22 protein-coding genes are annotated in these 19,195 nt (G+C 72.0%); 17 read left to right on the top strand and 5 right to left on the bottom strand.

Annotated features, from left to right (window positions below; translation table 11 throughout):
• The 16 genes from ABD086_RS08560 to ABD086_RS08485 all read left to right on the top strand — a co-directional run.
• Positions 1–716, top strand: a 716-nt coding sequence (locus tag ABD086_RS08560) for a flagellar hook-length control protein FliK (protein WP_343907068.1), incomplete at its 5' end; no start/stop codon positions are given.
• An 11-nt stretch (positions 717–727) separates the two neighbouring features.
• The gene (locus tag ABD086_RS08555) at positions 728–1,234 is read left to right on the top strand and encodes a flagellar hook assembly protein FlgD (RefSeq protein ID WP_343907067.1); all 507 of its coding nucleotides are present in this window, start codon (positions 728–730) and stop codon (positions 1,232–1,234) included.
• A gap of 15 nt (positions 1,235–1,249) precedes the next feature.
• Positions 1,250–2,131 (top strand): flagellar hook protein FlgE, encoded by an 882-nt coding sequence (locus ABD086_RS08550; RefSeq protein WP_343907066.1) that lies wholly within the window; start codon positions 1,250–1,252, stop codon positions 2,129–2,131.
• A 165-nt stretch (positions 2,132–2,296) separates the two neighbouring features.
• Positions 2,297–2,566 carry a flagellar FlbD family protein gene (locus ABD086_RS08545; RefSeq protein ID WP_343907065.1) on the top strand — a complete coding sequence of 90 codons (270 nt, stop codon included), beginning with the start codon at positions 2,297–2,299 and terminating at the stop codon, positions 2,564–2,566.
• Entirely contained in the window at positions 2,566–3,330 is a 765-nt protein-coding gene (locus tag ABD086_RS08540; RefSeq protein ID WP_343907064.1) for a motility protein A, read from the top strand. Before ABD086_RS08545 ends, ABD086_RS08540 begins: the two co-directional genes overlap by 1 nt.
• Positions 3,331–3,332: 2 nt before the next feature.
• A complete protein-coding gene (locus tag ABD086_RS08535; RefSeq protein ID WP_343907063.1) occupies positions 3,333–4,172 on the top strand; it encodes an OmpA/MotB family protein in 840 nt (279 codons plus the stop codon).
• Positions 4,169–4,612 carry a flagellar basal body-associated FliL family protein gene (locus tag ABD086_RS08530; protein WP_343907062.1) on the top strand — a complete coding sequence of 148 codons (444 nt, stop codon included), beginning with the start codon at positions 4,169–4,171 and terminating at the stop codon, positions 4,610–4,612. The genes ABD086_RS08535 and ABD086_RS08530 overlap by 4 nt, the downstream gene beginning before the upstream one ends.
• Positions 4,613–4,681: 69 nt before the next feature.
• On the top strand, positions 4,682–5,635 hold the full coding sequence (locus ABD086_RS08525; protein ID WP_343907061.1) for a flagellar motor switch protein FliM: 954 nt from the start codon (positions 4,682–4,684) through the stop codon (positions 5,633–5,635).
• Positions 5,632–6,417, top strand: coding sequence for a flagellar motor switch protein FliN (gene fliN / locus ABD086_RS08520; protein WP_343907060.1), 786 nt, complete (start codon positions 5,632–5,634; stop codon positions 6,415–6,417). The genes ABD086_RS08525 and fliN overlap by 4 nt, the downstream gene beginning before the upstream one ends.
• A gap of 2 nt (positions 6,418–6,419) precedes the next feature.
• Entirely contained in the window at positions 6,420–6,836 is a 417-nt protein-coding gene (locus tag ABD086_RS08515) for a FliO/MopB family protein (RefSeq protein WP_343907059.1), read from the top strand.
• Positions 6,833–7,573, top strand: coding sequence for a flagellar type III secretion system pore protein FliP (gene fliP, locus ABD086_RS08510; protein ID WP_343907058.1), 741 nt, complete (start codon positions 6,833–6,835; stop codon positions 7,571–7,573). The genes ABD086_RS08515 and fliP overlap by 4 nt, the downstream gene beginning before the upstream one ends.
• On the top strand, positions 7,570–7,839 hold the full coding sequence (gene fliQ / locus ABD086_RS08505) for a flagellar biosynthesis protein FliQ (RefSeq protein WP_343907057.1): 270 nt from the start codon (positions 7,570–7,572) through the stop codon (positions 7,837–7,839). The genes fliP and fliQ overlap by 4 nt, the downstream gene beginning before the upstream one ends.
• Positions 7,840–7,852: 13 nt before the next feature.
• Positions 7,853–8,614 (top strand): flagellar biosynthetic protein FliR, encoded by a 762-nt coding sequence (locus tag ABD086_RS08500; RefSeq protein WP_343907055.1) that lies wholly within the window; start codon positions 7,853–7,855, stop codon positions 8,612–8,614.
• Positions 8,615–8,621: 7 nt separating this feature from the next.
• Positions 8,622–9,770 (top strand): EscU/YscU/HrcU family type III secretion system export apparatus switch protein, encoded by a 1,149-nt coding sequence (locus tag ABD086_RS08495; protein ID WP_343907054.1) that lies wholly within the window; start codon positions 8,622–8,624, stop codon positions 9,768–9,770.
• Positions 9,771–9,777: 7 nt separating this feature from the next.
• Positions 9,778–11,829 carry a flagellar biosynthesis protein FlhA gene (flhA, locus tag ABD086_RS08490; protein WP_343907053.1) on the top strand — a complete coding sequence of 684 codons (2,052 nt, stop codon included), beginning with the start codon at positions 9,778–9,780 and terminating at the stop codon, positions 11,827–11,829.
• Between the two features lies 1 nt (position 11,830).
• Positions 11,831–12,073, top strand: coding sequence for a hypothetical protein (locus ABD086_RS08485; protein ID WP_343907052.1), 243 nt, complete (start codon positions 11,831–11,833; stop codon positions 12,071–12,073).
• A 342-nt stretch (positions 12,074–12,415) separates the two neighbouring features.
• Here the strand turns inward: ABD086_RS08485 and ABD086_RS08480 are convergent, their stop codons facing one another.
• The 4 genes from ABD086_RS08480 to pdxH all read right to left on the bottom strand — a co-directional run bounded on the left by ABD086_RS08480 (position 12,416) and on the right by pdxH (position 17,395).
• Positions 12,416–14,374: an ABC transporter ATP-binding protein gene (locus ABD086_RS08480; RefSeq protein WP_425571577.1), complete on the bottom strand. Its 1,959-nt coding sequence runs from the start codon at positions 14,372–14,374 to the stop codon at positions 12,416–12,418.
• Positions 14,371–16,107, bottom strand: a complete 1,737-nt coding sequence (locus ABD086_RS08475) for an ABC transporter ATP-binding protein (protein WP_343907051.1) — start codon at positions 16,105–16,107, stop codon at positions 14,371–14,373. The genes ABD086_RS08480 and ABD086_RS08475 overlap by 4 nt, the downstream gene beginning before the upstream one ends.
• On the bottom strand, positions 16,107–16,691 hold the full coding sequence (locus ABD086_RS08470) for a TetR/AcrR family transcriptional regulator (RefSeq protein WP_343907050.1): 585 nt from the start codon (positions 16,689–16,691) through the stop codon (positions 16,107–16,109). The genes ABD086_RS08475 and ABD086_RS08470 overlap by 1 nt, the downstream gene beginning before the upstream one ends.
• A 65-nt stretch (positions 16,692–16,756) precedes the next feature.
• A complete protein-coding gene (pdxH, locus tag ABD086_RS08465) occupies positions 16,757–17,395 on the bottom strand; it encodes a pyridoxamine 5'-phosphate oxidase (protein ID WP_343907049.1) in 639 nt (212 codons plus the stop codon).
• A gap of 130 nt (positions 17,396–17,525) precedes the next feature.
• Between pdxH and ABD086_RS08460 the strand changes: the two genes are divergently transcribed.
• Complete coding sequence (locus ABD086_RS08460; protein ID WP_343907048.1) at positions 17,526–18,632, top strand: citrate synthase 2; 1,107 nt, start codon at positions 17,526–17,528, stop codon at positions 18,630–18,632.
• Between the two features lie 12 nt (positions 18,633–18,644).
• Here the strand turns inward: ABD086_RS08460 and ABD086_RS08455 are convergent, their stop codons facing one another.
• The gene (locus tag ABD086_RS08455) at positions 18,645–19,193 is read right to left on the bottom strand and encodes a VldE C-terminal domain-containing protein (RefSeq protein ID WP_343907047.1); all 549 of its coding nucleotides are present in this window, start codon (positions 19,191–19,193) and stop codon (positions 18,645–18,647) included.
• Positions 19,194–19,195: the final 2 nt, after the last annotated feature.

Here is a 19,195-nt window from a genome sequence, read left to right as displayed (position 1 = left end):
CGGCGGCTGCGGCCCCGCCGGCGCTGACGGCCGTTCCCGACCTGCCGGCCGAGGCGACCGCCGGCGACGGATCGTCCCCGGCCGCCCAGCAGCAGGCTCCGGTCCAGCCGCAGGCGACCACACCCGCCGCCCCGCTCCCGGTCACGGCCACACCGGCCGTCGCTCCGGTCGCCCACGTCAACGCACCCGCACCCGCCGCGGCACCCGCCCCGGTGGCGCACCAGGTGTTCCCCGAGGTGGTCCGCGTGGCCGTCACCGGCGCGACGCCGTCGCGGGTCGTGGTGCGCCTCGAGCCCGAGCACCTCGGCGAGGTCCGGGTCGTGCTCCGGACCGGCAAGGCGGGCCTCGAGGTCAGCCTCGCCGCCGGCAGCGACGCCCGGGCCGCGATCCGCGAGGGCGCGCCCGAGCTACGCCGGATGCTCGAGGCGGCCGGCAGCCCGGACGCGCGGATCCTGGTCCGGCACCTCTCCGACGCCCCGGCCGCCGCCCCGGTCGCCCCGGCGACCTCCCCGACTCCCGTCCGTACCGACACCCCCACCCCTGTCCCCGGCATGTCCGTGGACGTGGGGGCCGGTACGGCGGGCGGCACGGCCCACGGCGAACGCCGGGACCAGCCGCAGCAGGACGCGCCCCCCACGGCCACGGACGGCCTCCCCGACCGACCCGTCGAGCCCGGCCGGCCCACCCGTGCCAGCGGCCTCGACGTGATGATGTGAGGAGGTAACGCGTGTCCGTCTCCGCCACCGAGGGCGTGACCTCGCCCACCGGCTTCTACCAGCCGCCGAGCCAGGCGACCGGCACCAGCGCCGACAAGGAGATGTTCCTCAACCTGCTCGTGGCCCAGCTGCGCTACCAGGACCCGATGAACCCCGCCGACTCCGGTGAGTTCCTGGCCCAGTCCGCGCAGTTCACGGCTCTCGAGAAGATGCAGGCCGTCGCCGACCAGACCGCCGGGCTGCTCGCGGCCCAGGTGTCGTTCGGTGCCACCGGCCTGGTCGGCCGCTACGTCAGCTACCTGGACGAGCACGGCGCCAGCCACACCGGGCAGGTCGGCTCGGTCACCTACGACCAGAGCGGCCCGATGCTCGTCGTCGACGGCCAGTCCGTCGCACTCGGCCAGGTCGCGACCGTCTCGGCGACGCCCATCGAGCCCGAGTCCGGCGCGCCCACCGACCCCGGCACCGACACCGACCCCGGCTCCAACCCCGACTCCGCCAACGCACCCACCTCCTGAACGGAAGACACCCCCATGCTCCGATCCCTCTTCGCCGGCATCAGTGGCCTGCGCGTGAACCAGACCATGCTCGACGTCACCGGCAACAACATCGCCAACGCGAACACCATCGGCTTCAAGTCGAGCAGCACGGTGTTCCAGGACACCCTGAGCCAGATGCTGACCACCGGCTCGGCGGCCGGCGCCGGCCTCGGTGGCACCAACCCGATCCAGGTCGGCCTCGGCGTCCAGGTCGCCGCGACCAACACGAACTTCAACCAGGGCTCCAACCAGACCACCGGCCGGCCCACGGACATGATGATCAACGGCGACGGCATGTTCGTCATCCAGCGCGGCAACGAGACGACCTACACCCGCGCCGGTGCGTTCAGCTGGGACGAGAACGGCACGCTGGTCTCGCCCGGCGGCGGTCGGGTCCAGGGGTACCAGACCAACCCCGACGGCACGCTGGCCACGCCCCTGACCGTGGCCGACATCCAGCTGCCCGAGAACTACACCAAGCCCGCATCCGCGGGACCGCCCCCCGTCCCCGCGACCACCTACGACCTGGCGTCCTACGAGATCGGCCGCGACGGCAAGGTCACCTGCACGTTCGAGGACGGCAGCAAGCAGACCGTCGCCCAGGTCGTGCTCGCCGACTTCAACAACCCGATGGGCCTGGCCCGGGCCGGCGAGACCAGCTTCACCACGACCGCCAACTCCGGCGTCGCGGAACTGGGCGTCTCCGGCGAGGGCAACCGCGGGACCCTGAGCCCCGGCTCCGTGGAGATGTCGAACGTCGACCTCGCCGCCGAGTTCACCAACCTGATCCTCGCCCAGCGCGGCTTCCAGGCCAGCTCGCGGGTGATCACCACCTCCGACCAGGTCCTCGAGGACCTCGTCAACATCAAGCGCTGACGCCTGCTCCCTCCGTCGACAGCCCCCGGCCGCCCGGCCGGGGGCTGTCGTGCGCCGGGGGCGCCCCGGACTCCCCGAAAAGTTAAGGTCCTCCGCCGCACGGCCGATGAGGTCCGGTGAGCAGCCATGGACGGCGGCTCGGAACGCACAAGGACGGTGCACCCCATGATCAGACTCACGCGACTCTCGGGTTCGGAGTTCGCCCTGAACTCCGACCTGATCGAGCGCGTCGACGCCACGCCGGACACCGTGGTCACGCTCGTCGACGGGAAGAAGTACGTCGTCACCGAGAGCCTCGACGCGATCATCGAGCTGGTGCGCCGCCACCGCGGCGAGGTGCTCGCCCTGAGCTCGTACCTCGACGTCGAGCCGTGGCCGCCACGCGGTCCGTCGAAGCTCGGGTCCGTCAGCGAGCTGGCCAGGCCGGAGTCCTGATGGATCCGGCAACCCTGATCGGCGTCCTCGTGGCGCTGGTCATCGTCGTCGTCGCCAACGTCCTCGAGGGCGGCGACCCGATGGCGCTCCTCCTGTTCCCGCCGATGCTCCTGGTGTTCGGCGTGACCCTGCTCATCTCCTTCGCGGGCGGCACGGTCGCCGACGGCAAGCGAGCCTTCAACGGCCTCAAGCGCGCGTTCACCGGCGGTGGCCAGTCGCCTGCCGACCTGGTGCCCCCGATCGTCACGCTCGCCGAGAAGGCACGGCGGGACGGGCTGCTGTCGCTCGAGGACTCCCTCAAGGACCTCGACGACCCGTTCCTGGTCCGGGCGCTGACGCTCGCCATCGACGGCACCGACCCCGAGGAGCTCCGCGAGATCCTCGAGGCCGAGATCGACGCCCAACGCAGCGAGGACAAGCAGGCGGCCAAGTTCTTCACCGCGGCCGGCGGCTACGCACCCACGATCGGCATCGTCGGCACCGTGATGGGCCTGGTGCACGTGCTCGAGCAGCTCGCCAACCCCGAGGAGCTCGGGCACCTGATCGCCGGCGCCTTCGTCGCGACCCTCTGGGGCGTGATGTCCGCGAACGTCGTCTTCCTGCCGATCGCGGCCCGCCTGAAGCGGCTCGGCGAGCTCGAGGTCGAGCGGATGGAGCTGATCGTCGAGGGCATCTCGGCGCTGCAGGCCGGCTCGAACCCGCGCATCGTCGCCCAGCGGCTGCGGTCCCGGCTGCCCGTCGAGCAGCGCGAGGAGGCGGCCTGAGGATGGCGCGCAACCGTCGTCACGAAGAAGAGCCCGAGACCCACGAGCGCTGGCTCGTGACGTACGCCGACATGCTCACGCTCCTCATGGTCCTGTTCATCGTCATGTTCGCGATGAGCCAGGTTGACGAGGCCAAGTTCAACGCCCTCCGGGCGGGTCTGGCCGAGGGGTTCGGCGCCTCCAGCTCGTTCATGGCCGGCTCGGACTCCTTCCTCCAGGACCAGCCGGAGCAGACCAGCCCCGAGGTCGTCGCGAGCATGGACTTCCGTGCCCCGACGCCGCCCGACCAGGCGGTGGCGGACGAGGCGGCCCGCGAGGGCAACCGGCTCGAGGCGATCCAGAAGCACGTCGAGGAGGTGCTCCGGCGGCACGGGCTGAGCCAGGACGTCCGGATGAACATCGACGACCGCGGCCTGGTGATCAGCCTGGTGTCGCGGCACGTGGTCTTCCAGGCGGACGTGGCCGAGCTCAGCCCCCGCGGCCAGCACGTGGTCGACGTGCTCGCCCCCGTGCTGCGCGCCATCCCCGACGACCTCCGCATCGACGGGCACACGAACCAGGTGCAGGTGCGCCCCAAGTACTACGCCACCGACTGGGACCTCTCGGCCGCCCGCGCCGTGACGGTCCTGCGCCGCCTCAACGAGGCCGGCGGCGTGCCGGCGGACCGGCTCTCGGTGGCGGCGTTCGGGCACGAGATGCCCCTGGTGGACCCGGACGAGCCCGGTTCGCAGCAGGTGAACAAGCGGGTCGACATCGTCGTGCTCTCCCCCGTCTCGGAGGAGGCACGTGCCCTGCTCGGCACATCCGGCCGGGCAGGTAGCGGAAGGGAGGGAGGGTCATGACCGTCGTGGCCGAGATCAAGGGCGCCGAGGGCGAGGCGGACTCCGACGACAAGCCGAAGCGCAGCAAGAAGAAGCTGCTGATCGTGCTGGTCGCCGTGCTGCTGGTCGGCGCCGCGGCCTGGTGGTTCGTGCTGCGGCCGACGCCGCCCGAGGAGCCGAAGCCCGGCGAGATGCTGCCGCTGGAGTCCACCCAGATCAACCTGGCCGACGGCCACTACCTGAAGATCGGGATCGCGCTCCAGATGGTCGAGGGCGCTCACGAGATCGACGGCAGCAAGGCCCTGGACGCCACGATCGACCTGTTCAGCGGGCAGGACGTCACGGAGATCTCGCAGGAGGAGACGCGCAAGGCGCTCAAGCGCAAGCTCGGCAGCGAGCTCGAGGAGCGGTACCACGGCGAGGTGATGGGGGTGTACTTCACCGAGTTCGTGACCCAGTGACCACGGGCTGATTCCGACGAATCACGTCGGAGCCCTCAAGTCAGCCCGCTGGGAGCCGATACCCCCTTCGTGCTCTCCTCGGCGGCGGCCCCCTCGCGTCCCGACCCGGCCCCGGCCGGTCGGGAGCGTCGGCGCGCCCTGAACCCGGTCCCGTACGACTTCCGGCGGCCGATCCAGCTGTCCCGCGAGCACGCCCGGATGCTGCAGGTCGCGTTCGACGGGTTCGCCCGGCAGGCGACCACCGTGTTCACGTCCGCGCTGCGCACGGTCTGCTCGGTGACCCTGGTGTCGGTCGAGCAGCGCACCTACGCCGAGTACGTCGACTCGCTGGACAGCTCGACGTACCTCACCTTGTTCTCGGCCGAGCCGATGCACGCTCGCGGGGTCCTCGAGATCCCGCTGGTCGCGGTGATGACCAGCATCGACCACATGCTCGGCGGGTCCGGGGCCGCCACCCAGCCCGAGCGCCCGCTCAGCGACATCGAGTCCACCGTCGCCCGCAGCCTGATCGAGCGGCTGCTCGGCGAGATGCGGTACTCGATGGCCGGCGTCGTCCCGCTCGAGCCGGTCGTCACCGGCGTGGAGTACAGCCCGCAGTTCGCCCAGGTCGCGAGCGCCGCCGACGTCATGGTCGTGGCCGTCCTCGACCTGAAGATCGGCGAGCGCGAGTGGCGGACCACGGTCTGCCTGCCCTTCGGCGGCCTGCTCCCCCACCTGGTGCGCGCCTCGGCCCCGGCGGCGGTCTCCGACGGCGAGCGCGCCCAGCAGGCGCGGGCCGCCGCCCAGCTCAACGAGGGGTTCCAGCGGGTGCCGGTCGACGTCGCCGTCCGGGCCCGACCCACCGCGCTCGGCCCCGTCGACCTCGCGACGCTCGGGGTCGGCGACGTCATCCGCCTCGACCACCCCGCCGCCGCGCCCCTGGAGGTCGTCGTCGACGGCACCACGTTCGCGCACGCCACGGCCGGGACCCGCGGGCCTCGGCTCGCCGCCCTCATCGTGGGCACCCCGAAGGAGAACGCATGAGCAACACGCCGAACGACGAGCACCAGCTGGCCCGCGCGGCCGGGACCGCGGCGGCAGGAGTCCTGCCCTCCGGCGAGCCGCTGGCCGCGGGAACGCCCGTCGCCGGGACCGACACGGCCGTCGAGGGCTTCGCGGGCGCCGTGCTGGCCGACCTCGAGGCGCCCCTCTCCGGTCGGATCGCGGTCCTCGTCGGCCCGGAGCTGGTCGGCGCGCTGGCCGCCAGCCCGCTCGGCGGCCTCGACCTGGCGGCCGCGCTCCAGCCCACGCTCGACAACGCCGCGAGCGTCCTCGGTGGCGGCGCCGGTGCCGCACGCCAGGTCGAGCTCGGCCTCGTGGTCGCCGACCTCGGCGGCCCGTTCACGGCCGTCCCGCTCGAGGGCGCCGCCCCGACCGCCCTCCTGCTGCTGCCCGACGCCCTGCTCGGTGACGCGGTCGCCCGCTCGGACCACGGAGAGCCGCCGGCCGAGCCGGCCGCCGCCCGCGGCCTCGCCCCGGTGGCCGACGCGAACCCCACCGTCGGCGGGGACCGGCAGCGGCGCGGCATCGAGCTGCTGCACGGCGTCGACATGGAGGTGACGGTCGAGATCGGCCGTACCCGGATGACCGTCCGCGAGCTGCTCGACCTCGCGCCCGGTGCCGTGCTCGAGCTGGACCGCGCCGCGGGCAGCCCGGCCGACCTGCTGGTCAACGGCCGGCTGATCGCGCGCGGCGAGGTCGTCGTGGTCGACGAGGACTTCGGCCTGCGCATCACGGAGATCGCGGTCGACGCCGCGGCGGGCTGACCATGCTCGAGCTGACTCTCCGGCTGGTGTTCTCACTGGCCGTCGTCATCGGCCTGCTGCTGCTCATCGCCCGGATCAGCTCGCGCCGCTTCCGCGGTGGGTCCGACGCCATGGTGCGCGTCCTGCACCGCCAGCCGATCAGTCGCCACAACGCGGTCACCGTCGTCTCGGTCGGCTCCCGCGTCCTCGTCCTCGGCACCACGGAGCACGAGGTGCGGGTGCTCACGGAGCTCGATCCCGAGGAGCTGGAGGAGACGGCGGAGATCGCCGCCCTGCCCGCCGCACGCCCGCGCGGCGCCCACCGGGCCGAGGCCCCCGTGATCACCAGCGCCCCGTCCCAGGGCCCGCTCACCGGCTCGGTGCTCTCCCCCGCAACGTGGCGCCAGGCGCTCTCGGCCGCCACCGGGCGGGCGTCGTGATCCACGCCCTCGCCGTCGCCGCGTTCCTCGAGCCCGGCGGCCCCTCCGGACCGCACGGCCCCCACGGTGGTGGCGGGTCGGTGACGATCGACCTCGGCGGCCTCACCGACTCACCGAGCAGCTCGGTGACCATGCTCCTCGGGCTCACGCTCATCTCCCTGCTGCCGGCGATCCTGCTCAGCTGCACGGCGTTCACGAAGATCCTCGTCGTGCTCGGCCTGACCCGGAACGCCCTCGGCCTCCAGCAGACCCCGCCGAACCAGGTGCTCGCGGGCCTCGCGCTGTTCCTCAGCCTGTTCGTGATGGCGCCGACGCTGTCGACGATCAACGAGGTCGCGCTCCAGCCCTACCTGAACGGCGACAAGACCGCGAGCGTCGCGATCCCCGAGGGCATGCAGCCGCTGCGCGACTTCATGCTCGACAACACCGACGACTCCGAGCTCGAGCTGCTCACCAGCGTCGCCGACCGCGAGCTGCCCGCGAACCGCGACGACGTCTCGACGGCGACGCTGATCCCGGCGTTCATCCTGAGCGAGCTGAAGCAGGCCTTCATCATCGGCTTCATCATCTTCATCCCGTTCCTCGTCATCGACATCGTCGTGAGCGGGGCGCTGATGGCGCTGGGCATGATGATGATGCCGCCGGTCATGGTGTCGCTGCCCTTCAAGCTGCTGTTGTTCGTGATGGTCGACGGCTGGGCGCTCGTCGTGAAGTCGCTCATCGGGAGCTACGGATGAACGACACCGCCATCATCGAGATCGCGCTGCAGACCATGGTCGTGGCGCTCAAGCTCTCGGCACCGATCCTGGTCACCGCGCTGGTGATCGGCTTCGCCGTGTCGCTGTTCCAGTCGATCACCCAGATCCAGGAGGTCACGCTCTCGTTCGTCCCGAAGGTGGTCGGCGTCGGCGTCGCCCTGCTGGTCTGCGGCAACTGGATGATGCACACGCTGGTCTCGTTCACCCAGGACCTCTTCGCGGGCCTCCCCGGAATGCTCGGCTGAGGACCCCGCCGCCATGACCCTGACGATCGCCGGCGAGCCGCTCGTGGCGTACCTGCTGGCCTCGGTGCGCATCATCGCCTGGCTGGCCGTCGTCCCGCCGTTCTCCGGGCGCACCCTGCCGACGATGGTGAAGGTGGTGCTCTCGCTGGGCCTGGCGTTCGCCGTCGTCCCCGAGGGCCAGCACATCCCGCTCGGCACCGTCGCGCTGATCCTGAACGTCGGCACCCAGGTGCTGATCGGCCTCGGCATGGGCTTCGTGACCTACCTGCTGCTCGCCGCGGTCGCCGCCGCAGGCAGCCTGATCGACGTCTTCGGCGGCTTCTCGCTGGCCCAGGGCTTCGACCCCCTCGGCATGAACTCCAGCACCGTGTTCGGCAAGTTCCACCAGATGCTGGCCACCGTGCTGCTGTTCGCCAGCGGCGGCTACCTGATCGTGATCGGCGGGCTGCTCCGGACCTTCCACTTCCTCCCGCTCGGGACGTCGCCGGACCTGTCCGGCGCACCGGACGTGTTCATGCGGGCCTTCGACCTGTTCTTCGTGACCGCCGTGCAGATCGCGCTGCCGATGATCGCGGTGCTGTTCCTCACCGACATCGGGCTCGCGCTGCTCACCAAGGTCGCTCCGCAGCTGAGCGCGATCAACGTGATGTTCCCGGCGAAGATCGGGCTCACGCTGCTGCTCGTCGGGCTGTCGTTCCCGGTGCTGCCGCAGGCCCTCGACCGGCTGGTCGACCTCTCCACCCAGGCGATGTCCGCGCTCTCGGGCGCGGGGTGATCGTCCGGTGAGCGAGGAGAAGACCGAGAAGCCGACCCCCAAGCGGCGCAAGGAGAACCGCAAGGAGGGCCAGGTCGCGCGCACGCCGGAGATCGGGGCGTGGTCGGCGCTGGTCCTGGTCGCGTCGTTCCTGCCCGCACTCCTCGGCCGGGAGCTGACCGCCCTGCAGGAGGCGATGGTCCGCTGCTTGTCCGCCGGGAGCCACGCCAGCATCCCCCTCGCGGTGCAGCTGCTGGGTGACGGGCTGCGGCACGCGATGACCGCGGTGCTCGTGCTCGGCGCCGGCGTGCTGGTCGTCGGCGTGGTCGGCACGGTCGCCCAGGGCGGCTTCTACGTCGCGACCAAGGCGGTGAAGCCGTCGTTCAAGAAGCTCAACCCGATCAGCGGGGTCAAGCGCATCTTCGGCCCCCACGCGCTGTGGGAGGGCCTGAAGATGCTGCTCCGCAGCGCGGTCGTCGCCGGGCTCGCGTACGCCGCGGTGCGCGGCCTGGTCCCGATGATCGGCGGGCTCGTGCCGCTGCCCGTCGTGATCGCGGCGTTCAGCGACGACGCCGCCGGCCTGATCCGCGACGTCGCCGTGGCCGGCCTCGGGCTCGCCGTCGTCGACTACGCCGTCCAGCGCCGCCGGATCGGCAAGAAGACCCGGATGAGCAAGGACGAGATCAAGCAGGAGCACAAGCAGTCCGAGGGCGACCCCCTGCTCAAGGGCGCGATCCGCTCCCGCCAGCTCGCCGCCGCCCGCAACCGGATGATGCAGGACGTCCCGCAGGCGGACGTCGTCCTCGTGAACCCGACCCACGTCGCGGTCGCGCTCCGGTACGACCCCGAGCGCGGCGCCCCGCGGGTCGTGGCGCGCGGCGCGGGCGTGATCGCCGCGGCCATCCGCGAGCGGGCCGAGGAGGCGCGCGTGTCGATCGTCCGCGACGTGCCGCTCGCCCGCGCGCTCTACACGTCGACCCAGGTCGGCCACGAGATCCCGCCGGAGCTGTTCGCGGCGGTCGCCCAGGTGCTCGCGTTCGTCATCAGCAGGCGCGGCTCCGGTCAGCACGGCGGCGCCCACCGCAGCCCCCGGCTCGAGTCCGAGCTGCCCGACGTCCCCGCCGCCGGCCGACGCCGGCGCGCCGCCCCCTCAAGTGCCCTCGCGGCCGGCCGATAGGAGAACCGTGGCCCTCAAGCGGCTGACGCAGCTCGGCGTCCCCGTCGGCATCGTGATGATCGTCGTGATGCTGGTGGTCCCCCTGCCCGCAATGGTGCTGGACCTGCTCATCGCCACCAACATCACGGTGGCACTGCTGGTCCTGATGGTCACCATGTTCGTGCACCGACCCCTGGACTTCGCGTCGTTCCCCGCCGTCGTGCTGGTGCTCACGCTGTTCCGGCTCGCGCTGAACGTCAGCGCCACCCGGCTGGTGCTGCTCGACGGGTACGCCGGGAAGGTGATCGACACGTTCGGCCACTTCGTGGTCGGCGGCTCGCTGATCGTCGGGTTGATCGTCTTCGCGATCCTGCTCGTCATCCAGTTCGTGGTCATCACCAACGGCGCCGGCCGCGTGGCCGAGGTCGGCGCCCGCTTCACCCTCGACGCGATGCCCGGCAAGCAGATGGCCATCGACGCCGACCTGAACTCCGGGCTGATCACCGAGGAGCAGGCGCGGATCCGGCGCACCGAGGTGCACGCCGAGGCGGACTTCTACGGTGCGATGGACGGCGCCTCGAAGTTCGTCAAGGGCGACGCGATCGCGGCCGTCATCATCACGCTGGTCAACCTGCTCGGCGGCTTCGCCGTCGGCGTGGGCCAGAAGGGCATGTCGTTCGGCGAGGCGATCACGCACTACAGCCTGCTCTCGATCGGCGACGGCCTGGTCTCGCAGATCCCCGCCCTGCTGCTGTCCGTCGGCACCGGCCTGATCGTCACCCGCTCGGTCGGCGAGGCCGACATGGGCTCGGACATCCTCAAGCAGATCACCTCGTACCGCACCCCGCTGCGGGTCGCCGGCTTCGCCGCCCTGGGCCTGTGCGTGATCCCGGGCATGCCGAAGCTCCCGTTCATCCTGGCGGGCGGCGCGATGCTGCTCGCCTCGACCCGCGTGACCTCCGACGAGGCGGCGCCGGAGGCGGAGGCCGTGGCGGGCGGGGTGGCGGCGCCGGCCGACACCCCGGAGCTGCTCGCCGCCGAGATCCAGGTCGACCCGCTCGGCCTCGAGCTGTCCGCCGACCTGATCGACCTGGTCGACCCGAGCAGCGGCGGAGACCTGCTGGAGCGGGTGAAGTCCCTGCGCCGCAAGATCGCGTCCGACCTCGGCATCGTCGCGCCGCCGGTCCGCACCCGTGACAACCTCCAGCTCCCCAGCCGCACCTACGCGATCATGCTGTTCGGCATCGAGGTCGCCCGCGGCGTGGCGCCGCCGGGCACCGTGCTCGCGATCGGCGAGTTCCTGGGCTCCCTGCCCGGCGAGCCGACCCAGGAGCCGGTGTTCGGGCTCGACGCGAAGTGGATCCCGGCCGAGCTGCGCAGCCAGGCCGAGCTCTCCGGCGCGACCGTCGTGGACCGGGCGTCGGTGATCACCACGCACCTCGCCGAGGTCGTCACCCAGCACGCCGCGCGGCTGCTCGGCCGCGAGGACGTCCGGATGCTCACCGACGTCGTCAAGCGCACGCACCCCGTCGTCGTGGAGGAGCTCACCCCCGCCCAGCTCAGCCTCGGCGAGATCCAACGGGTGCTGCAGCAGCTGCTCGACGAGGGCGTCTCCATCCGCGACCTGGTCCGCATCTTCGAGGCGCTGTCGCTGCGCGCGACCCGTACGAAGGAGCTCGACCCGCTGGTCGAGGCGGCCCGGCTGGCGCTGGGGCCGGCCATCGCCGCGCCGTACCTCGTCGACAAGGTCCTGCACGTCCTCACCCTCGACCCGCCGCTCGAGCAGCGGATCCTCGAGTCGCTGCGCCCCTCGGAGCTCGGCCACTCGATCGCGCTCGACCCCGAGTCCAGCCAGGCGCTCCTCACCAACCTCGCCGGGCTGGTCACCGAGGTCGAGAACCGCAACCTGCGTCCGGTCCTCGTCTGCGCGCCGCAGCTGCGCGCCGCCGTGCACCGGCTGATCCACCCGATCGTCCCGCGTCTCGCGGTGCTGTCCTACCAGGAGCTCGTCGGAGCGGAGCAGATCCGGTCCGAGGGCACGGTCGGCACCGAGCAGCGCCTGTCCCCCGTAGGAGCGTGAGATGAACCCCTTCTCCTGGCCCGTCCTCGTCGGCACCCTGCTCGTCGGGTCCCCCGCGCTGTACGCCGCGCAGGTCGCCGACACCCTCTCCCCCGACGTCGCCCTGGTGCGCCTGCTGCTCTGCGCCTTCGGCGTGTGGGCGGTCTGCTCCGTGGTGGCCTCGCTCGCCAACGACGCGGTCGCGGCCAACGAGGCGGCCGCGCCGGCCGAGGTCGAGGTGGAGCAGCCCGCCGACGCCGCCTGACGCTCGCACTCGCCGGGACGTCATACGGACAGTGCGTCCCCCTGCACCATCCGTATGACGTCCCGCGCGTACCGCGACTCGCACGACCCCGGACATGCAGCGACCCGCAGGCGTGGACTCCTGACGGAGCCCGCTCCGGTGGACGTGATGACCGGATCGCCTGCGGGTCGGGTGACTGCAGTGGATTCACCAGCAGCCGTCCCGGGGCATCGCAGCCCCGGGTGATGCCAGTGGGCTGCTAGCGGGCAGCCACCTCACGCGTCCTTGAAGAAATCATTCTTCGGACCACCTCCTTTCCCGTGTGCGGCAACCGTAGGTCGCCGCCCCGTGGGCTTCAAGGGATTAAACGACGGGCACCTCGTCGACGACCGCGGCCGTGAACTGCGCCCGGTAGAGCCGCGCGTACGCGCCGCCCCGCTCGACCAGCTCCTCGTGGGTGCCCTGCTCGACGATCGCGCCGTCCTCCATCACGAGGATCAGGTCGGCGTCGCGGATCGTGCTGAGCCGGTGCGCGATCACGAACGACGTGCGGTCGGTCCGCAGCGCCGCCATCGCGTGCTGGACCAGCAGCTCGGTGCGGGTGTCGACCGACGACGTCGCCTCGTCCAGGATCAGCAGCGCCGGGTCGGTCAGGAACGCCCGCGCGATCGTGACGAGCTGGCGCTCGCCCGCCGACAGGTTCGACCCCTCCTCGTCGATGAGCGTGTCGTAGCCGTCCGGCAGCGAGTGCACGAACCGGTCCACGAACGTCGCCCGCGCGGCCGCGAGGATCTCCTCCTCGGTCGCGTCCGGCCGCCCGTAGGCGATGTTGTCGCGGATCGTCCCGGCGAACAGCCAGGTGTCCTGGAGCACCATCCCGATCTGCCCCCGCAGGGCGGCCCGCGGCAGGCCCGCGATGTCGACGCCGTCCAGCGTGATCCGTCCGGCGTCGACGTCGTAGAACCGCATCACGAGGTTGACCAGCGTGGTCTTGCCGGCGCCGGTCGGCCCGACGATCGCCACCGTCTGCCCGGGCCGGGCCACGAGGGACAGGTCGTCGATGAGCGGCCGGTCCTCGTCGTACCGGAACGACACGTGCTCGAACGCGACCTCGCCCCGCCGGCCGGGCGCCGGCGCGAGGCCGGCGTCCGCCGGCTCCTCGTCGGCGTCCAGCAGCTCGAAGACCCGCTCGGCGGACGCGACCCCGGACTGCAGCAGGTTCGCCATCGAGGCGACGGTCGTCAGCGGCTGGGTGAACTGCCGGCTGTACTGGATGAACGCCTGCACCTCGCCCAGCGACAGCTGGCCGCTTGCGACCCGCAGCCCGCCGATCACCGCGACGAGCACGTAGTTGAGGTTCCCGATGAACATCATCGACGGCATGATCAGGCCGCTGACGAACTGCGCGCCGAAGCTGACCTTCGCGAGCTCGTCGTTCTCCTCGGCGAAGCGGCGCTCGACCTCGGCCTGGCGGCCGAACACCTTGACCAGCGCGTGCCCGGAGAACGCCTCCTCGACCTGGGCGTTGAGGGCGCCGGTACGCCGCCACTGCGCGACGAACTGGCCCTGCGAGCGCTTCATGATCTGGGCGGTGACGACCAGCGACAGCGGCACGGTGATCAGCGCGACGAGCGCGAGCAGCGGCGAGATCCAGAACATCATCGCCAGCACCGCGACGACGGTCATCAGCGACGTCAGCAGCTGGCTCATCGTCTGCTGGAGCGTCTGGCTGACGTTGTCGATGTCGTTCGTGACCCGCGACAGGAGCTCCCCGCGCGGCGACCGGTCGAAGTACCCGAGCGGCAGCCGGTTGATCTTCACCTCGACGTCCTGGCGCAGCGTGCGCACGGTGTTCTGCACGACGGTGTTGAGGATGAACCCCTGCAGCCAGCCGAGCAGCGACGCGGCGGCGTAGATCGCCAGCACGACCTGCAGCACGTGCGCGACCGCGGTGAAGTCGACGCCCTGCCCGGGGACCACGTCCATGCCCCGGACCGCGTCGGGCCACCGCGACTCCGGCGTGCCGGGCGGGATCCTCGCCCCGACGAACCCGTTGAACACCAGGTCGGTGGCGTGCCCGAGGATCCGCGGGCCGACCGACATCAGCGCGACGCTGGCGACGCCGAGCAGCACGACCAGCGCGGCCTTGCCCCGGTCGGGGCGCATCCGGGCGACCAGGCGCCGGGCGGACGGCCCGAAGTCCATCGCCTTCTGGCCGACCATGCCGCCGCCCATCGGGCCGCGGCCGGGCCCGCCCATCGGCGCCTCGATGCGCTCGGTCTTCGCGAAGCCCTGCGGCTTGCTCGACGGCTGGGTGCTCATGCCGCCTCCTCCGCGGTCATCTGGGAGGTGACGATCTCCTGGTACGTCGGGTTGTCCGCGAGCAGCTCGTGGTGCGTGCCGCGGCCCACCACCCGGCCGTCCTCGAGCACGAGGATCAGGTCGGCGTCCTTGATGGTGCTGACCCGCTGGGCGACGATCAGGACCGTCGCGGCGCGGGTCACGGGCCGCAGCGCGGCGCGCAGCCGGGCGTCGGTGGCGAGGTCGAGCGCGGAGAACGAGTCGTCGAACAGGTAGATGCCCGGCTTGCGCACCAGCGCCCGCGCGATCGCCAGCCGTTGCCGCTGGCCACCGGAGAAGTTCGTGCCGCCCTGCGTCACCGGGGCGTCGAGGCCCTCGGGGAGCGCCTCGACGAAGTCGCGCCCCTGCGCGACCTCGAGCGCGGCCCACATCTCCTCGTCGGTCGCGTCCGGCTTGCCGTACTGCAGGTTGCTGCGCACCGTGCCGCTGAACAGGTACGCCTTCTGCGGCACCAGGCCGAGCTGCGCCCACAGCAGGTCGGGCTCCAGGTCGCGCACGTCCCGGCCCGCGACCTGCACCGAACCGTCGCTCGCGTCGAAGAGCCGGGGCACCAGGTTGACCAGGGTGCTCTTGCCGGCGCCGGTCGAGCCGATGACCGCGACGGTCCGGCCGGGCCGCGCCTCGAAGGACACGTCGCTGAGGACGGGCTCGTCGGCGCCCGGGTAGGCGAAGGTGACGCCGTCGAACCGCAGGTGGCCGCGCAGCGCCGGGTCGGGCGCGGCCGCCGCGGCCGGTGGCGCGACGGACGTCTCGGTGTCGAGCACCTCCGCGATCCGGTCGCCGCAGACGGCCGCGCGGGGCACCATCATCAGCATGAAGGTCGCCATCATCACCGACATCAGGATCTGCATCAGGTAGGAGAGGAACGCCGTCATCGCGCCGGGCTCCATCTGTCCACTGTCGATGCGGTGACCCCCGAACCAGATCACGGCGACGCTCGACACGTTCACCACGAGCATCACGAGCGGGAACATCGTCGCCATCCACCGGCCGGCGCGCACGGCGACCTCGGTGAGGTCGTCGTTCGCGGTGCCGAACCGCTTCGCCTCGTGCGGCTCCCGCACGAACGCCCGCACCACGCGGATGCCGGTGATCTGCTCGCGCAGCACCCGGTTCACCTCGTCGATGCGGGCCTGCATGGCCCGGAAGCTCGGCACCATCCGGCTGACCACGAAGCCGACGCAGAGGAACAGCGCCGGGACGACGACCGCGAGGATCCAGCCGAGACCGGAGTCGACGTGCAGCGCCATCAGCACGCCGCCGACCATCATGATCGGCGACTGGACCGCGATGTTGCAGGCCATCAGCACCAGCATCTGCACCTGCTGCACGTCGTTGGTGCTGCGGGTGATCAGCGACGGCGCGCCGAAGTCCTGCACCTCGCGGGTGGAGAACGTGCCGACCCGGTGGAACAGCGCCGCGCGCACGTCCTGCCCGAACGCCATCGAGGTGCGGGCACCGAACCACACGGCGAGCACCGAGCAGACGATCTGGCCGAACGAGATCGCGAGCATCACCCCGCCGGTGCGCAGGATGTAGCCCGTGTCGCCGGTGACGATGCCCCGGTCGATGATGTCGGCGTTCAGGCTGGGCAGGTAGAGCATCGCCACGACGGCGACGAACTGGAACAGCACCACGAGGGCGATCCAGTTCCGGTACGGCGCGAGTCGCTCGCGCAGCAGTCGGAGCAGCATCAGGCTTCCTTCTTCCCGAGACCGTGCAGGACGGTGTCGACGATCCGGTCGGGCGTGAGCAGGCGACCGTCCGCCACGTGCTCGTGGCTCCCGGCGAAGGTGAGCAGGCGGAGCACGTGGACGAACTCGTCCACCGGGACGGCGAGCTGGTCGGCGTCGTCCGCGACGACCCCGACCAGCAGGTCGGCGAGGCGGGCCCGCCAGGCCACGGCCGCCTCGGCGTCGTGGAGGTGGGCCGGCGGCCCCATCAGGCCGACCTTCTGCATCAGCCCGAAGGTCGCACGGAACCGCTGCTGGAGGATGGAGACCAGGAGGACGAGGCGCTCGCGCAGCGGCAGGCCGGGATCGATCTCCTCGATCCGCGTCACGACGTCCCCGGGCTCGAAGGCACGGATCAGCGCCGCGTCCATGAGCTCGTCCTTGGAGCCGAAGGCCCGGAAGACCGTGCCCTCGGCGATCCCCGCCGCCTCGGCGATCTGGCGGGTCGTCACGTCCCGACCGTGCACCCGCATCAGGCGCAGGGTCACGTCGGTCAGCTCGGAGCGGCGGTCCTCCGGGGACATCGGCCGGGCGCGGGGTGGCATGCGGCCAGCGTAAGTGAGTGAGCACTCACTCACAACCGGGTTTCGGCACGCCGGTCGCGGCCTCGCTACGGAGCCAGCCGCTCCGTGGTCCAGCCGTCCGGCGTACGCCGGTAGCGCAGCCGGTCGTGCAGCCGCCCGGGCCGGCCCTGCCAGAACTCCACGGCGTCCGGGCGGACGGCGTACCCGCCCCACTCCTCCGGCGGCGGCACCGGCACGTCGGGGTCGGCGAACCGGATCTCCGCCTCGTCGAGGGCCCCCGCGAGCTCCTCGCGCGTGGTCACCTGCGACTGGTGCGAGGCCCAGGCCCCCAGCTTCGACCCCCGGGGCCGGGAGGCGAAGTACGCCTCGACGTCCGCGCGCGGCAGCGGCGTGGCGACCCCGTCGACCCGCACCTGCCGCTCGAGCACGTGCCAGGGGAACAGCAGCGCGCAACGCGGGTTCTCGGCGAGCTCGGCGCCCTTGCGGGAGGCGGTGTTGGTGAAAAACACGAACCCCGCCGGACCGACGCCCTTGAGCAGCACCATCCGCGCCGACGGCGTACCCGACGCGTCGGCGGTGGCGACCACCATGCCGTTCGGCTCGTGCACGCCGGCGTCGACGGCCTCACCCATCCATCGCTCGAACATCGTGATCGGGTCGGGAGCGAGGTCCTCCTCGTCGAGCCCGGCCCGGCCGTACTCCAGCCTCAACGCCGCAAGATCCACGCCCCGACCTTAGTGCCGCCGGCGAGGAGGCCGTGCCGGCCCGGCACACCCCGGGCACCCGCCTCGCTGCGCGGTCCCAGAGCACGCCCGGCCGGCGAGACTCCCCACCGGCAGCCCTAGACTCCCCTGCGTGACTGACGTACACCATGGATTGGAAGGCGTCGTCGCCTTCGAGACGGAGATCGCCGAGCCGGACAAGGAAGGCTCGGCGCTGCGGTACCGCGGCGTCGACATCGAGGAGATCGTCGGCCGGGTGCCGTTCGAGAACGTCTGGGGCCTCCTCATCGACGGCTCCTACACCCCGGGCCTCGCGCCGGCGGAGCCGTACAACCTCCCGGTGCACACCGGCGACGTCCGCGTCGACGTGCAGGCGGCCGTGGCGATGCTGGCGCCGGCGTTCGGCTTCGGCCAGACCTACGACATCAGCGACGAGCAGGCGCGCGAGGACATCGGCCGGCTGGCCGTGATGGTGCTGTCGTACGCCGCCCAGTCGGCGCGCGGGCTGAACCAGCCGGTCGTGCCGCAGAAGGTCGTCGACGAGGGGAAGACGCTCGCGGAGAAGTTCCTGATCCGCTGGAAGGGCGAGGCGGACCCCAAGCACGCGCACGCGATCGACGCCTACTGGAGCTCGGCCGCCGAGCACGGCATGAACGCCTCGACGTTCACCGCCCGGGTGATCACCTCGACCGGCGCCGACGTCGCGGCCGCCTTCTCCGGCGCGATCGGCGCGATGAGCGGGCCGCTGCACGGCGGCGCCCCCTCGCGGGTCCTGGGCATGATCGAGGAGGTCGAGCGGCGCGACGGCGACGCGACGTCGTACGTCAAGGAGCTCCTCGACAACGGCGAGCGGCTGATGGGCTTCGGGCACCGGGTCTACCGGGCCGAGGACCCGCGGGCGCGGGTGCTCCGCCGGACGGCGAAGGAGCTGGACGCCCCGCGCTACGAGGTCGCCGAAGCCCTCGAGCAGGCGGCGCTGGCCGAGCTGCGCGAGCGGCGCCCGGACCGGGTGCTGGAGACGAACGTCGAGTTCTGGGCGGCGATCGTGCTGGACTTCGCGGAGGTGCCGGCGAACATGTTCACCTCGATGTTCACCTGCGCGCGCACCGGCGGCTGGTCGGCGCACATCCTCGAGCAGAAGCGCACCGGCCGGCTGATCCGGCCGTCCGCCGTCTACACCGGCCCGCCCGCGCGCCCGGCGGCGGAGATCGACGGCTGGCGCGACGAGTGGGCGGGCTGAGCGACTCGGCGCTCAGAGGCGGCCGTCGTACCAGCTGGTGACGCCGCGGGCGCCGCGCCGGCTCAGCGAGACGTGCACGTGGTCGCGGTGCCGCAGGGTCGGTGAGCACTTCTTCCTCGTCCGGCAGCTCGACGAGAGGTAGGGCTCGGGCTCGAACCCGGTCCACGCCGGGAACATCTTGTCGTTCCAGATCACGTACATGACGCCCATCCGCCGCGCCCAGGCGTCGGTGTTGCCGCGGGCGTCGGTGGCGAAGATCCGGTCGAGGAAATCGCGGGCCAGCTCGCGGCCCGACTTCGTCCGCGCGTCCACGCTCCAGTCGAAGGCCCGGCCGTTCTGGTGCTCCGACGTCGCCCGCCGGTGGCAGGCGCGGCCCGTGCTCACGACCGAGCTGCCGTACCGGCGCACGACCCAGTGCGCGAGGTACGCCGTACCGGGCTTGGGCTGCTCGTGGCAGGTCGAGGACGGGTCGTAGGACGCGTAGTCCTCGATCGGCGCCTGCGCGGTGGCGGGCGTGGCGAGGAGCAGGACGGTGAGCAGGGTCAGGATTCCGAGACGCACGA

Source organism: Nocardioides aquiterrae (assembly GCF_039526625.1).
Classification (GTDB): Bacteria; Actinomycetota; Actinomycetes; order Propionibacteriales; family Nocardioidaceae; genus Nocardioides; species Nocardioides aquiterrae.
Note: the sequence above shows the minus strand (reverse complement) of the source record. Positions and strands in the feature narration are given on the sequence as shown.